The organism is Flavobacterium sp., from assembly GCF_044339515.1.
Classification (GTDB): domain Bacteria; phylum Bacteroidota; class Bacteroidia; order Flavobacteriales; family Flavobacteriaceae; genus Flavobacterium.
This window is the reverse complement of sequence record NZ_JBIIVK010000074.1, coordinates 1-13,230: the sequence shown is the minus strand read 5'-3', so window position 1 is coordinate 13,230 and position 13,230 is coordinate 1. Positions and strand designations below refer to the sequence as shown.

16 protein-coding genes are annotated in these 13,230 nt (G+C 32.1%); 9 read left to right on the top strand and 7 right to left on the bottom strand.

Annotation, left to right across the window (positions count from 1 at the left end; all coding sequences use genetic code 11):
* Nucleotides 1-200: 200 nt before the first annotated feature.
* The 4 genes from ACIQ0M_RS14565 (at nucleotide 201) to ACIQ0M_RS14550 (ending at nucleotide 2,841) form a co-directional block, all read left to right on the top strand.
* On the top strand, nucleotides 201-662 hold the full coding sequence (locus tag ACIQ0M_RS14565) for a DUF6265 family protein (protein WP_396153522.1): 462 nt from the start codon (nucleotides 201-203) through the stop codon (nucleotides 660-662).
* 83 nt (nucleotides 663-745) lie between these two features.
* Complete coding sequence (locus tag ACIQ0M_RS14560; protein ID WP_396153520.1) at nucleotides 746-1,219, top strand: Na(+)-translocating NADH-quinone reductase subunit F; 474 nt, start codon at nucleotides 746-748, stop codon at nucleotides 1,217-1,219.
* A gap of 155 nt (nucleotides 1,220-1,374) precedes the next feature.
* Entirely contained in the window at nucleotides 1,375-1,860 is a 486-nt protein-coding gene (locus tag ACIQ0M_RS14555) for a hypothetical protein (protein WP_396153518.1), read from the top strand.
* Nucleotides 1,861-1,869: 9 nt separating this feature from the next.
* Complete coding sequence (locus ACIQ0M_RS14550) at nucleotides 1,870-2,841, top strand: hypothetical protein (protein WP_396153517.1); 972 nt, start codon at nucleotides 1,870-1,872, stop codon at nucleotides 2,839-2,841.
* 112 nt (nucleotides 2,842-2,953) lie between these two features.
* Here ACIQ0M_RS14550 and ACIQ0M_RS14545 read toward each other — a convergent pair whose 3' ends face one another.
* Together ACIQ0M_RS14545 and ACIQ0M_RS14540 are read right to left on the bottom strand one after the other, a co-directional pair.
* The gene (locus ACIQ0M_RS14545; RefSeq protein ID WP_396153515.1) at nucleotides 2,954-4,417 is read right to left on the bottom strand and encodes an aminoacyl-histidine dipeptidase; all 1,464 of its coding nucleotides are present in this window, start codon (nucleotides 4,415-4,417) and stop codon (nucleotides 2,954-2,956) included.
* A gap of 132 nt (nucleotides 4,418-4,549) precedes the next feature.
* Nucleotides 4,550-4,807 (bottom strand): (2Fe-2S) ferredoxin domain-containing protein, encoded by a 258-nt coding sequence (locus tag ACIQ0M_RS14540; RefSeq protein WP_248434918.1) that lies wholly within the window; start codon nucleotides 4,805-4,807, stop codon nucleotides 4,550-4,552.
* Nucleotides 4,808-5,092: 285 nt separating this feature from the next.
* Between ACIQ0M_RS14540 and ACIQ0M_RS14535 the strand changes: the two genes are divergently transcribed.
* Complete coding sequence (locus tag ACIQ0M_RS14535) at nucleotides 5,093-6,151, top strand: DUF3810 domain-containing protein (RefSeq protein WP_396153513.1); 1,059 nt, start codon at nucleotides 5,093-5,095, stop codon at nucleotides 6,149-6,151.
* On the opposite strand, the gene ACIQ0M_RS14530 is transcribed toward ACIQ0M_RS14535, so the two are convergent.
* The 3 genes from ACIQ0M_RS14530 to ACIQ0M_RS14520 all read right to left on the bottom strand — a co-directional run bounded on the left by ACIQ0M_RS14530 (nucleotide 6,152) and on the right by ACIQ0M_RS14520 (nucleotide 8,731).
* Nucleotides 6,152-6,415 (bottom strand): hypothetical protein, encoded by a 264-nt coding sequence (locus tag ACIQ0M_RS14530; RefSeq protein ID WP_396153511.1) that lies wholly within the window; start codon nucleotides 6,413-6,415, stop codon nucleotides 6,152-6,154. It lies immediately after the preceding gene.
* An 18-nt stretch (nucleotides 6,416-6,433) separates the two neighbouring features.
* A complete protein-coding gene (locus tag ACIQ0M_RS14525) occupies nucleotides 6,434-7,345 on the bottom strand; it encodes a hypothetical protein (RefSeq protein WP_396153509.1) in 912 nt (303 codons plus the stop codon).
* A gap of 81 nt (nucleotides 7,346-7,426) precedes the next feature.
* Entirely contained in the window at nucleotides 7,427-8,731 is a 1,305-nt protein-coding gene (locus ACIQ0M_RS14520) for an NAD(P)/FAD-dependent oxidoreductase (protein ID WP_396153507.1), read from the bottom strand.
* A 451-nt stretch (nucleotides 8,732-9,182) separates the two neighbouring features.
* On the opposite strand from ACIQ0M_RS14520, the gene ACIQ0M_RS14515 reads away from it, so the two are divergent.
* Nucleotides 9,183-9,677 carry an RNA polymerase sigma factor gene (locus ACIQ0M_RS14515; protein WP_396153505.1) on the top strand — a complete coding sequence of 165 codons (495 nt, stop codon included), beginning with the start codon at nucleotides 9,183-9,185 and terminating at the stop codon, nucleotides 9,675-9,677.
* Nucleotides 9,678-9,681: 4 nt separating this feature from the next.
* Nucleotides 9,682-10,323 carry a hypothetical protein gene (locus ACIQ0M_RS14510; RefSeq protein WP_396153503.1) on the top strand — a complete coding sequence of 214 codons (642 nt, stop codon included), beginning with the start codon at nucleotides 9,682-9,684 and terminating at the stop codon, nucleotides 10,321-10,323.
* Here the strand turns inward: ACIQ0M_RS14510 and ACIQ0M_RS14505 are convergent.
* Complete coding sequence (locus ACIQ0M_RS14505) at nucleotides 10,320-11,123, bottom strand: lysophospholipid acyltransferase family protein (RefSeq protein WP_396153501.1); 804 nt, start codon at nucleotides 11,121-11,123, stop codon at nucleotides 10,320-10,322. The genes ACIQ0M_RS14510 and ACIQ0M_RS14505 overlap by 4 nt on opposite strands.
* Before the next feature lie 52 nt (nucleotides 11,124-11,175).
* The gene (locus tag ACIQ0M_RS14500; RefSeq protein ID WP_396153499.1) at nucleotides 11,176-11,814 is read right to left on the bottom strand and encodes an NUDIX hydrolase; all 639 of its coding nucleotides are present in this window, start codon (nucleotides 11,812-11,814) and stop codon (nucleotides 11,176-11,178) included.
* Here ACIQ0M_RS14500 and ACIQ0M_RS14495 point away from each other — a divergent pair.
* Complete coding sequence (locus ACIQ0M_RS14495; RefSeq protein WP_396153496.1) at nucleotides 11,803-12,507, top strand: peptidylprolyl isomerase; 705 nt, start codon at nucleotides 11,803-11,805, stop codon at nucleotides 12,505-12,507. The two genes, ACIQ0M_RS14500 and ACIQ0M_RS14495, sit on opposite strands and share 12 nt — an antisense overlap.
* Complete coding sequence (locus tag ACIQ0M_RS14490; RefSeq protein ID WP_396153494.1) at nucleotides 12,507-12,950, top strand: DUF4268 domain-containing protein; 444 nt, start codon at nucleotides 12,507-12,509, stop codon at nucleotides 12,948-12,950. The genes ACIQ0M_RS14495 and ACIQ0M_RS14490 overlap by 1 nt, the downstream gene beginning before the upstream one ends.
* The last annotated feature ends 280 nt before the right edge of the window (nucleotides 12,951-13,230 follow it).

Below are 13,230 nucleotides of genomic sequence, written 5' to 3'. Positions count from 1 at the left end.
AGCTTGCTTTAATAGCAGTTGTAAATAAACTAATAAAACAAGCTTATGCGATTGCTACAAAAAAAGAATATTATTCAGTATATAATTAACTAAAATAAATTTGGAAATAAACACAGTTCATTTCGACGCAGGAGAAATCACATAAAGTATATACAAATTATAATTTTCCGTATATTTGATTATGATAATGTACAAATTCAATGAAAAAAACAGCTTCACTACTTTTTATACTTGCTCTCATTATTTCCTGCCAACAAAAATCTACTTTTTCAGAAGTAGAAAAAGCCAACTGGTTTTTAGGTCGATGGGAAAACAAAACGCCTGATGGAATTTTCTCCGAAGAATGGAAAATAGAAAATGACTCTGTTTTGGTAGGTGAAAGTTATTTCATCAATGGAAAAGATACGTTATTTGCCGAAACTGTTCGATTGGAACAACAAGAGAATGACTTATTTTACATCGTATCCGTTCCCAATCAAAATAAAGAAAAGCCGGTAGCTTTTAAATTAACTTCTTCCACTTCGGATTATTTAGTTTTTGAAAATCCCACACACGATTTTCCTAAAAAAATCACCTACAAATTAGTCAACAAAGACAGTTTGTATGCAGAAATTAGTGGTGATGGGAAAAAACAAGGTTTTCCGTTTAAGAAAGCAGACTAATTTTTGTCGTGAAAAGTTAACGATTGTTCCATGCATGGTTATGAAATTATGCTTAAATTTGACTGTATTCAAACTATTACGTCATGGAAACTTCAAAAAGATTTAATGAAGCTGTCAATAAATTGTATAAAGCTTTTCACGAAGACAACTTAAAACCTTTATCGTTTCAGCATTGTGCAGTAGGAACGATTTTAGACCACAAAACGTACTGGAAAGAGTTTTCAGATGCCAATGGCAGTTTGAATTTGAACTATGTTGGATTGGTTCACCAACGATTGGAAAGAAAATTCAATGGTTATTCCCCATTGGAACTATTGGAAATTGAAAAAGCTTTCTTGCAAGCCTGTGGATATCAATTGCCACTTCATCACAGTACTTTTTCCTCAAAAAAGGAAAGCAAAGAAGTATTATTTAAAGGTTTAGAAGCGGTCATTGCTCAACTTTGCATTTTTGATCATATCCCTAATGTGATGGATTGTAGTAAGTTGTTTGATTATGATGAAAAGGAGTTTAATTCTTCAATACAAACAAAGAATCAAGATTTTGTGGGTGTTTGATAGTTCAAGATTTGCTGATTTTTGATTGGTGAGTTGGTGGTTTTTTTATTGAGAATTTGAGGGTATTTTCTATATTTGGGAAACATTAACCAATCAATTACATAACCGAATTAATGATAATTTTAGAAATATCATAGTTTTAATCTCCTTTAAAGATGAAGTATTTTAATTTACTTTTCATAGTTTTGATAGCAATAAGTTGTAATTCAAACCAGAAAAAAATAAATAAAGAAATAATGGAAGAAAATAGATTTGTGAGAGTTGATGATAATTTAGCACTTGGAACTTCGTTAATTCTAAATAGAGAAATGAAAAATCCAAATTCAATGATAGGAGATTTTCTATCTAGGATATGGAGAATTTACGGAGAACCGAAAAACGTTAATTATGAAGGATTTGTATATACTTTCAAGGATACTAAAACAGGTTTACTATTTACTGCATATTCAGCAGGAAGTGGACCAGCTTATGGAGGAAAATATGAAGAAAGTGAAAAATTAATTCCGGTAATAAAATCATTTGACGAAATGCTTGATTCCACAACTCCAGCAGATTGTGAATTACAATTTGAAACTGATTTTGGAACTATGAAAAGTGGAGCAAAGAATGGAACACCTTATGATATAATTGAAGAAGAATAAACTTTTCAAATGCGTTACATATTTATTTTCCTTATCACTTCTTTCTCTTTTGGTCAATCTAAGCCAAAAGATTTGACTGAATTGGAATTATTACATCATTATGGAATTATGCATGTTTCAACCTGCGATTACTCAAATGGTATAAGTGATTTAGAAGTGTTTTGTTGTAATACAGATATGATGATAAAGACTTCTAGTAATAATGAAGATGTTGTTAAAAATTTGTATAAAATTATTTTCGAAGCTAAAAAATGGGAAAAAAGGGAAATTGATTATAAAAGTTATTTTGGTAATGGATATATAGAAAATCGATATATAATTACTTATAACTCATTTCAAGACACTATTTATACCTCCAAGCATAATAGGACTATTATTTTTAAGGGAGGTTTATTTGAATACATAGATAAAAAGCAAGAAATAAATAAAGCCCTGGATAATGAATTAAAGTCATTTCTAACTTTTAATTATATAGAGAAAAAAGCCATTGTCGAAAATCTTAAAAATGACAGTATCGATGTTTCTTCGGTTTTATTGAATAATAAAAATTTATACAAAATTAAAAGCAGTGACTTTGAAAATAGTTTTAATCAATTTACTGATTATACTATAAATAATACAATACCAAATTTTCCCAATCAACAAATTTCAATTGAGAAAACATATCGATACTTTGGTTCAGAATTTTATTTTCGTGATGAAGAAAAATTGGATTATTTTTCAATTAAAAACAATTTTGATGGAGATATAATAGAAATAACAATAAACAATATTAAGTGTCAAATTGGAGATTCTTTAGAGAAATACAAACTCCTATTTAAGAATTCTATTCTCAAAGAGAAAGAATCACAAAAACTTTATAACACAATCAAATATGAAAACTTTGATTTTTTTATTCAATTTAAAGAAAACAAGGGTTATCTACTTTTGGTGTTTTCAAAAAATGAAGAGTTAGTGGAAATTAATGTTTCTTATAATTAAAAAAACTTTTAAAAAATAAAACTTAAAAAAAAACATTGTGCTTAAACAAGTTCAAAAAAAATCCCAACTTTCATCGGGATTCTCTATTTTCTATATTCTATTCTCTATATTCTCACCCTTTCACCGGAATATTCTCCAAAATCTCCAACACAAATTTCCAATATTTTTGTGCCGATGAAATCGAGGCACGTTCATCAGGAGAGTGAGCTCCGTGAATCGTTGGGCCAAACGAAATCATATCCATGTTGGGGTAATTCGTTCCTAAAATTCCACATTCTAAACCTGCATGACAAGCTACAACATTGGGTTTTGTTCCGTTTTGCTTTTCGTAAATGTTCACTAAAACATCTAAGATGGGTGAATTTACATTCGGTGTCCAACCCGGATAACTGCCACTAAAAGTCACTTCGCAACCCATTAACTCAAAGGCTGAACGCAAGGCATTCGCTAAATCAAATTTAGACGTTTCCACCGAAGAACGGGTTAAACATTGAACTGTTATTGTTCCTTCTTTTACAGTAACTTTTGCAATATTATTTGAGGTTTCCACCAAATCTTCCATGTCGGCACTCATGCGATATACACCGTTGTGAGCCGCATAAATCGCACGAATCAAGCCTTCTTGAACGCCTAACTCCATTACTTTTTCCGGTAATTCGGTTGCGTTGATTTCAATGGTTAAATTCGGTTCAGTGGTTTTGAATTCAGTTTTGATATTATCAATTATGTTTTGTATATCCAATTGAAATGCACCTTCATAAATAGCCGAAATAATCACTTTTGCCACACTCTCTCTCGGAATGGCGTTGCGTAAACTTCCACCATTAATTTCTGCAATTTGCAAACCGAAATTCTCAAAACCATCAAACAACAAACGGTTCATGATTTTGTTGGCATTACCCAAACCTTTGTGAATATCCATCCCGGAATGACCTCCTTTTAAACCTTTTACGGTAATGATGAAAGCCAACGAATTTTCAGGAGTTTCTTCTTCTTGATAACTTCGGGTTGCGGTTACATCTACACCACCGGCACAACCAATATCAATTTCATCATCTTCTTCGGTATCTAAATTCAAGAGAATTTCTCCGTTCAACAAACCACCTTTTAATCCCATTGCTCCGGTCATGCCGGTTTCTTCGTCAATGGTAAAAAGGGCTTCAATGGCCGGATGCGGAATGTCTTTGCTTTCTAAAATCGCCATGATAGTCGCTACTCCTAAACCGTTGTCGGCTCCAAGAGTAGTTCCTTTGGCACGAACCCAATCGCCATCCACATACATTTCAATTCCTTGCGTGTCAAAGTCGAAAGTCGTATCGTTATTTTTTTGATGCACCATGTCTAAATGCGACTGCATCACGATGGTTTTTCTGTTTTCTAATCCTGCAGTGGCCGGTTTTTTGATGATGACGTTTCCGACGGCATCTTTCATGGTTTCTAAGCCTAATTGCTTACCGAAATCCATCATAAAGGCAATTACACGTTCTTCTTTTTTAGACGGACGAGGAACAGCGTTTAGGTCGGCGAATTTATTCCAAAGGGCTTTGGGTGCTAGGTTTCTGATTTCTTGATTCATTTTTTTTTGAGTTGCTGAGATTCTGAGATACTGAGTTGCTGAGTTTTTTCAGCAAAGCAAAGTTACAAAGAAATTGAACGAATAACAGAATTGGGAAATGTAAAGTTTTTAAAAAATAAGGAAAAATAAAATTTAAGCGATATGCTTTTCGAAGAGTTTTTTAGCATCCTTGGTTGAAACCTTGCCAACACATTCATTTTTGTGAATGCATAAAACTGGAGCTTGTTTGCACATGCCTTGGCATTTCATTTTTTCAAAGGCAACCGTTTCTTTCAAACCATTGTCTTTGACTAAATCCTTAAGACAATCTTTGATTTCTTTATTGTATTTACAGCATTTTTTGCCGTCGCAGAAATAAATTACTTTTTCAGATTTTTTTGCTTTTCCCATGATTGAAAAATGATGTCACAAAAGTAAAAATATTATTCTTATTTATTCTAAATAAAGAAGTTAATTTTTTTTGGATTATTAGATTATTGGATTTTTAGAATGAAAGACTGAATGTAATAAGGATTGTTCGATTATTGGATTATTAGAATGAAAGACTGGATGGAAAAGGATTGTTAGATTATTGGATTACTAGAATTAAAGACTAGGCGGAAATCTAAAAATCTAAAAATCGAACAATCTAAAAATCCAACAATCGAACAATCCAAAAACCCTATCTTTACACCGATGATTCATAAAAAATACATCCTACCACTTTTGCTTTTGATACAAATCATTGTATTAAAAATCGCTTCATTATTTCCAAACTTTATTGAAGAGTATTACAGTAACGGAATCTATCCTGTCATCTCGAAAATTTCGAGAACCACTTTTGGATTTACGTCGGTTTCCATTGGTGATATTATTTACGGTATCGTTTTGTTTTTGGTTTTCAGATGGTTTTGGAAAGTGCGAAAAACATGGAAAATCAGTTGGAAAGACAATATTTTGAAAGTATTGAGTTTTGCATCTGTTTTTTATTTTTTGTTTCATTTTTTATGGGCAACCAATTATCATCGCATTCCAATGTACGAAAAACTGGAAATTGACAAAGAATATTCTACTGCAGAATTAGAAGCCTTTACCCTAAAAATGATTGAAAAAACGAACGCTATTCAGCAACAAATTACGAAAAATGATTCTGTGAAAGTGGTTGTTCCCTACTCTACTCAGGAAATTTTTGAGTTGAGTGTGAAAAGTTATACATCGGTTGAAAAAGAATTTTCTTTTTTAAAATATGAAAAACCAAGCATCAAACCATCATTAATTAGTGTTCCGTTAAGTTATATGGGATTTGGAGGTTATTTGAATCCATTTACCAATGAAGCCCAAGTGAATGATTGTTTGCCGAAGTATAATTTTCCAACTACTACGTTACACGAAATGGCTCATCAAATTGGATATGCCAGCGAAAGCGAAGCCAATTTTATCGGGTTTTTAGCTTCTATAAAAAGTGATGATATTTATTTTCAATTTTCCGGTTATAGTTTTGCTGTGAAACATTGTCTGCGAAATTTAGAACGCATAGAAGAAGGGCGAAGTGAAAAATTTCTTCCGTTACTCAATCCGGGAATTCTCAAAAACTTTGAAGAAAGCAAACAATTTCATGAAGAATACGAAACGTTTTTGGAACCGATTTTTAAAACCTTTTACGACAACTTCTTAAAATTCAATCAACAAAAAGACGGTTTGGAAGGCTATAGCAAGTTTGTAGGATTAATGATTGGTACCGAAAATAAAAAATAATTAATATAAAATATCATTAAATTTCTTTTCTAATTCTTCACTAACATTTAATAAACTAACAGTATTTTTATTAAAAAATTCATCTGTTTCTATATAAATTGTTCCTTTTTCTTCAATTATTTTATTTACAAATGATGGAAGTTTAAAGATTAATGTTCTATTGACAAAATTTAATAATTTATCATCCTTAATTATTTCATCGTATTTAAATTCTTTAATTCCATTAAACACAATAACATTTTCTAAAACTCTTTGAAATTCCATATTACAAAATTTAAATTATTAAAATATTTTTACAAAATTTCGTTTATTATCATACACCACAATATTCCAACCATCTTTAATAGCACCAAAATCATTTTGAGCAATGTAAATAATTTTAATTTTGGAATCTCCACTTTTTTCATCAAATATTAAAGATATTTCTTTGGGTAAATAAGTATATTTATTTTTCATTGTGAGCATTACCCTAAAATTTGCTTCTTGTACAACATCTTCATATTTCTTGTATAAAGATTTAATGTCATTTTCAATATTAAGATTATTATAAATTGTAAATTTTACAGAATGAAATCTTTCATCTGCATCTTTAACATTTATTGTTGTATCCTTTACGACATTATTTCTCTCATTTGAAGAAACTGTTGGATAGTAATCATTTTTTACTGGAATTTCAAAACTAACATCTTCAAAAGTACATTTAAAAAATATTCTAAAATCATTTGAAAAATCTTGTTTTACTTCAACAATTTTTGATCCTAATTTGAATTGAACAATATTATAATTAGAAAGTTTTTCATATAACTCTTTATTTATTTCAAGATAAGAGGACAAACTATAATTCATATTAGAATATTTACAATCAATTTTATTATTATCAAACCTTAGGATTTCATTATTTGACAACTTAATGTATAAACCTTTCTTATTTCCTGAACAAGTATAGTCATCAACTCTAAACCAAATAAATTTATCATCGTAGTTTTTACCAATTTTTCTATAGATTTCAATATTTCTTTTTAAAATATTTCCTGGTAATTTATATTGTTTTGTTTGTTCAAATTCATCTTCAACAATAATTAAATCGTTACAAGTTCCCTTTCCTAACTTATATTTTTTATTAGAATCTTTTTCTAAGCTTTGTGAGTGCATTTGAGAGGAAAAAAACAAAACTAAAATGATTATATATTTCATTATAAATAATTTGAATGTTGATACTCCAAAAATAATCAATAAAATCAACTAATTATGGTTTGAATGTAATTTCTTCCTAAATCACAATTCATCCGTCACAAAAGAAGTCACATCTTTCTTTTTAAACGGACGGATAATCAATCGTCCTTCGCGGTCTAAACGGATGTAATTGTAAATCCAATTGGTTAGTACAACGGCTTTATTTTTAAATCCGATTAAGGAAAATAAGTGCACAAAAATCCAAACAAACCATGCAAACACACCACTAAAATGAAACTTTGGTAAATCCACCACAGCTTTGTTTCTACCAATGGTTGCCATTGAACCTTTGTCATTATAAACAAACGGTTTGAGTGACTGTTTATAAATTTTCTTTACGATGTTTTCGCCTAACCACTTTCCTTGTTGCATCGCCGGTTGTGCCATCATGGGGTGACCTTTTGGGTTTTGTTCAGAAAGCATCGCCGCAATATCTCCGATAGCAAAAATGTTATCGTAACCTTCCACTTGATTGAACTTATTTACTTTTAAACGTTCTGCTCTTGGAATAATGGCATTGGAATCAATTCCGGCCGGTAAAGCACCTTGTACACCGGCTGTCCAAATGACGGTCGCTGAATTAAATGTTAAATCGGTATTGGTTGTTACAGTTGTGCCATCATAGCCAGTAACGCGAACGTTTTTCCAAACATTAACCCCTAAATGAATGAGAAAATCTTCTGCCTCTTGGGAAGATTTTTCACTCATGGAATCCAAAATTCTATCACTGGATTGAATGAGGTTGATTTGCATTTTTCGCACATCCAAATCGGGATAATCTTTGGGCAGAATGGCTTTTTTCATTTCGGCCAAAGCTCCGGCTAATTCTACTCCGGTTGGTCCGCCACCAACAAGTACGAAATTAATTAAACTATGTCGGTCGTGAATATCGTTCGTCAGCAATGCTTGCTCAAAATTTTCGAGAATCAAACTGCGAATGTTGAGCGATTGCGGAATAGTTTTCATCGCCACGCTATTGCGTTCGATTTCTTTGTTGCCAAAAAAATTAGTTTTAGAACCGGTAGCAATAACTAAATAATCATACCTCAATTCACCAATATCAGCCAAAACTTTTTGGTTTTGGGTATCAATTTCATTCACGAAACCCAAACGAAAGTAAAAATTTTGATATTCCTGCACCACTTTTCGGATGGGGTAAGCAATGGAACCGGCTTCGAGTCCGCCTGTGGCCACTTGATACAAAAGGGGTTGAAACGTATGATAATTGTGTTTGTCGATTAATACGACTTGCACACGTTTATTTTTTAGACTTTTGGCGAAAGCAATTCCGGCAAATCCGCCACCGATAATGACGATTCTGGGAAGATTGGTATTTGGGATATTCATAGTTTTGAGTTACTGAGTTGCTGAGTTACTAAGCTACTGAGATTTTGTGTCACAAAGATAGTGGTTTTAACATTTGATGAATTATTCATTTTTTTGAATAGTAGGAATTTAACTGAATTTTATCATTTTTTGGGTTTGTGATTTTGCACGAAGAAGACATGGCACGAAGTATCTGAAAACCTGATACCTGATACCTGAAACCTGAAACCTGAAACCTGAAACCTGAAACCTGAAACTTGAAACCTGACAACGGAAATAGCCCCGATAGCAGTGGAAAGCCTTTTGCAGGATTGTTGCATTTTTTCTTGGCAAAAAAAAGCGACCAGAGGAAGCTCTTTTTTTGACTTAGAAAAAAGCAACAAGACAAAAAAGCTTGGAACGGATAGCGGGAGTGGCTTCTGAAAAAAATGCTATCTTGTAACAAATTTCACCATCCGACTACTAACACAGCATGAGTAATTCACTGGAGCAATCTTTTGTTACACAATTAAAGGAAAATCAGAACATCGTTCACAAGATTTGTCGTTTGTATACGTCTGGTGAAGATGCTCACAATGATTTATTCCAAGAAATTACGATTCAGTTGTGGAAGGCCTATCCGAAGTTTAGAGGCGACTCCAAATTTTCTACTTGGGCGTATCGTGTTGGGTTAAATACTGCAATTACATTGTATCGAAAAAGTACCCGAACGATTGCTACCACCGATATGGAAGGCAAAAAACAGTTCATTGCTCCTGATGATTATAATTTTGAAGAAGAAGAACAAATAAAACTATTATACAAAGCCGTTCAGCAGTTAAATGACATTGAAAAAGCCTTAGTGTTTATGTATTTGGAAGACAAAGATTATGAAGAAATTGCTGAAACATTGGGAATCAGCGAAGTAAATGCACGAGTGAAAATGAACAGAATTAAAGGAAAATTAAAAAAAATCGTTAATCCATAAGTATATGACTGAGGAATTGGATTTATTAAAAAAAGCTTGGAAAAATGACGCACATGTATATGAGCAAGTGACGGAAAACCAAATTTATAAAATGATTCACAAACGATCATCTTCCATTGTGAAATGGATTTTGATGATTAGCATTGCCGAATTGATTTTATGGGCAGGAATTAGTTTGTTTACAGTGGATGATAATTATCTGAAAACCTTAGAAATGTATCATATTGCCACTTTATTCAAAATTTTGGGAGTTGTTAACTACATTATAGTTTTTATTTTCATTTTCATTTTTTATAAAAACTTCAAAACGATTTCAACAACCGATACGGTAAAAAAACTGATGAGTTCAATTATAAAAACACGAAAAACAGTTCAGTACTACATTTGGTACAATTTAGCTATGTTTGCTGTAATTTTTATAATAGTGGTTATTTCACAAATCACCTATGATCCAAACATAAATTCCGTTTTCGAAAATGCAAAAGACAGTAACCCACAAGCCTTTTGGATTGTTATTGGATTAACATACTTTGTTTTATTTGCTGTAACGTTCGGATTGTTTTGGTTATTCTACCGATTGATTTATGGTTTCTTAATGAGAAGATTGCACAAAAACTATGAAGAATTAAAGAAAATGGATTTTTAATATTCCCACATTCTCTTTTTGTCTAGCTCTTTTTGTTCTTCCAATACTTCAACCGGAATTACTTTAAGTAATGAAGGGTGTTGTTCGATGGCAAACTCAATTTTTTCAACGATTTCTTCTATGGATTCATTATCGTAATCAATTTGTAGGGGCTCTTTGATTACCATCGATTGAAGTATTCCTTTTTTCTTAATACGAAGTCCTTTACGGTCAAAAGAACGTCTAAATCCGTCAATAACGATGGGAACCACAATAGGTTTGTGTTGTTTTATGATATGTGCTGTTCCTTTTCTAACAGGCTTAAACGACCTCGTAGTACCTTGAGGAAAAGTAATTACCCAACCATCATTCAAGGCTATTTTTATATTTTCAGTATCATTAGGATTAACTTCTCGTTGAATATCTTTTCCTTTTGAACGCCAAGTACGTTCAACAGTGATAGCTCCTGCATAAGCTAAAATCCTGGGAAGCAAACCTTCTTTCATGGTTTCACTGGCAGCAACATAATATATGTTCAACTTCGGATTCCATAAATAACCTACATTTTTAATGTTATCTTCACGACCGCTCAAACTTGCATTAAACACATGAAACATGGCTACCACATCAGCAAAATAAGTTTGATGATTGGAAATAAATAAAACGCCTGTTTCTGGAAGATTTTTAATTATTTCCGACCCTTCGATATGCATTTCATTAAATCCACGGTAACGTTGATGCGTCATGGCTCCAAAAATGCGAATGAGCCACTTTTTTAAAAACAGAATATGTCCGAAAGGATTTCTTTTAAACAATCCCATAGTTAGTCTTTTGTTGGAAAAATTGATTGCGAATTTATAAAAATCTAATCAATTAAAGTACCATTTTAATAGTTTCTTTTAACTCACTCATCATCATCGCTGTAGCACCCCAAACAATGTGTTCTTTTACTAAAAAAGCTGGAACATCAATTTCGTTGGCATACGAAGTGGTTAATTTTCTCATCACCACATTATTATCATCCAAAAAATCGCGTAACGACAATTCAATTATGCCGGCCACTTCATCTTCTTGAATTACGAATTCCAATTCTCTTTTACTTATTCCCAAAAAAGGGGAAACCAAAAAATTACTAGGCGGAATATAAACCTCTGTAAAGGATTTAACAATTTCAATTTGCATACGATTTACGCCAATCTCCTCTTCTGCTTCACGCAAGGCGGTATGAGCCAATGATTGATCTTCCAATTCAACTTTTCCACCCGGAAAAGCAATCTGAGATGAATGAACCCCTGGATAGGTATTTCTGACAATCAACACCAAATGCGTCTCATTATTTTTAGGATAAAAAAGCATTAAAACCGCCGCTTTTTTGGGTTGATAGGAATCATAATCAATCTCCTTTAATAATTCTTGACGAAACAATGGAGCCATTTTTAAATGAGCTGTTGTAGCAGGAAGCGATTCTTTTGCTATTTTTGGAACATATTTTAAAAAATCATGAAACTCCATAAAGCCATTCTTTTTTTACTAGTCTTCACATTCTTTGCGTGTGAAAATAAAACTAAAGATACTACAGAAAAAAATAGAGAACAAAAAAATAGTATAAATAAGTCAGAAATTGAAACGACTAAACCAAAATATGATTTAGAAACAATTGTGCTCACAGATGAAAATGCTGTCGAATTCTTAACATGGTATGGTGAACAAAATCCTGAAAAAAAAGTACTTATCGAAACTAAATACGGAAATATCGAAGTTGAGCTATCCGATAAAACGCCGCTACATAGAGCCAGTTTTATTTATCTAATAAAAAAAAGATATTTCAACACTACCTATTTTCATAGAGTTGTAAAAAATTTCATCATTCAAGGTGGAAGTTCTGATGAATCTATCACAATGAAAGAAAGAAAAAATATTGGTAAATACCTTATTCCTCCTGAATTCAACAATACACTTAAACACAATTACGGAGCTCTGGCTTCAGCAAGATTATGGGAAAATAATCCAGAGAAATTAAGTATTCCGTATGAATTTTATCTAGTTCAAAACAAAAATGGAGCTCACCACCTAAACAAAGAGCACACTGTTTTTGGTAAAATTACCAAAGGTTTTGAGGTCATGGATGAAATAGCCCGACAAGAAACAGACAAAAAAGAATTTCCTCTTTTGAATATCAAAATCAAAGTAAGTATCATCAACTAATGTTCACTAAAGAAGAAGCAAAGAAAATAAAACGCGAATTTTGGATTACCTTCGCTCAAGAATATACAAGAAAATGGTTGCTCTATAATACTAAAATAAAAGATGTAACCTTTAAATTTCATATAGATAACAAAAAAGCCATGGTTTCTTTAGATATTGAACCCAAAGACGAAGAACACCGTAAAATCTACTTTGAAAAAATAGAATCACTCAAAGCCATCTTGTTAGAAAACTATCTGCCAGATGCCATCTTTGATAAAAATTACCACTTAGATAACGGAAAAATAATCAGTCGTATTTGGGTTGAAATTGATAACATCAGCATCAATAACAAATCCACTTGGAATACAATTTTCAGCTTCTTTGCCGAAAAAATGGAATCCTTTGAATACTTTTTCTACGAACACGAAGACTACATTAAAGACCTTGAAATAAATACCTAATTCAATTTTGGCGTGCCCCTCCGTCAAGCTCCGGGTCGGGCTATCCGCTACAAGTCCTCGTTCGTCGTACCTCCTCTCTGTGGGCTTTTCGCTCCTATCCCTCACGCACTTGATCATCAAAGCATTTCAAAACAAATAAATACCACAAAAGTCCCTCCCGATAGCTCCTATGTTTGCAAAATAAAGTTGATATTATAAATTTGAAGAAATAAAGTGAAAAGAAAGAGAGTATACTGATGGCTAAATAACTCTTGAAGTATATTGTCCGATAGATATTACC

Excerpts from the sequence above, each read along its gene's own strand:
- ACIQ0M_RS14565 (WP_396153522.1), top strand. The coding sequence starts at position 201 with ATGAAAAAAACAGCTTCACTACTTTTTATACTTGCTCTCATTATTTCC.
- ACIQ0M_RS14520 (WP_396153507.1), bottom strand. The coding sequence starts at position 8,731 with ATGAATATCCCAAATACCAATCTTCCCAGAATCGTCATTATCGGTGGC.
- ACIQ0M_RS14495 (WP_396153496.1), top strand. The coding sequence starts at position 11,803 with ATGAAACTCCATAAAGCCATTCTTTTTTTACTAGTCTTCACATTCTTT.
- ACIQ0M_RS14505 (WP_396153501.1), bottom strand. The coding sequence starts at position 11,123 with ATGGGATTGTTTAAAAGAAATCCTTTCGGACATATTCTGTTTTTAAAA.
- ACIQ0M_RS14530 (WP_396153511.1), bottom strand. The coding sequence starts at position 6,415 with ATGGAATTTCAAAGAGTTTTAGAAAATGTTATTGTGTTTAATGGAATT.
- ACIQ0M_RS14500 (WP_396153499.1), bottom strand. The coding sequence starts at position 11,814 with ATGGAGTTTCATGATTTTTTAAAATATGTTCCAAAAATAGCAAAAGAA.
- ACIQ0M_RS14525 (WP_396153509.1), bottom strand. The coding sequence starts at position 7,345 with ATGAAATATATAATCATTTTAGTTTTGTTTTTTTCCTCTCAAATGCAC.
- ACIQ0M_RS14540 (WP_248434918.1), bottom strand. The coding sequence starts at position 4,807 with ATGGGAAAAGCAAAAAAATCTGAAAAAGTAATTTATTTCTGCGACGGC.
- ACIQ0M_RS14535 (WP_396153513.1), top strand. The coding sequence starts at position 5,093 with ATGATTCATAAAAAATACATCCTACCACTTTTGCTTTTGATACAAATC.
- ACIQ0M_RS14560 (WP_396153520.1), top strand. The coding sequence starts at position 746 with ATGGAAACTTCAAAAAGATTTAATGAAGCTGTCAATAAATTGTATAAA.
- ACIQ0M_RS14510 (WP_396153503.1), top strand. The coding sequence starts at position 9,682 with ATGACTGAGGAATTGGATTTATTAAAAAAAGCTTGGAAAAATGACGCA.
- ACIQ0M_RS14555 (WP_396153518.1), top strand. The coding sequence starts at position 1,375 with ATGAAGTATTTTAATTTACTTTTCATAGTTTTGATAGCAATAAGTTGT.
- ACIQ0M_RS14490 (WP_396153494.1), top strand. The coding sequence starts at position 12,507 with ATGTTCACTAAAGAAGAAGCAAAGAAAATAAAACGCGAATTTTGGATT.
- ACIQ0M_RS14515 (WP_396153505.1), top strand. The coding sequence starts at position 9,183 with ATGAGTAATTCACTGGAGCAATCTTTTGTTACACAATTAAAGGAAAAT.
- ACIQ0M_RS14545 (WP_396153515.1), bottom strand. The coding sequence starts at position 4,417 with ATGAATCAAGAAATCAGAAACCTAGCACCCAAAGCCCTTTGGAATAAA.
- ACIQ0M_RS14550 (WP_396153517.1), top strand. The coding sequence starts at position 1,870 with ATGCGTTACATATTTATTTTCCTTATCACTTCTTTCTCTTTTGGTCAA.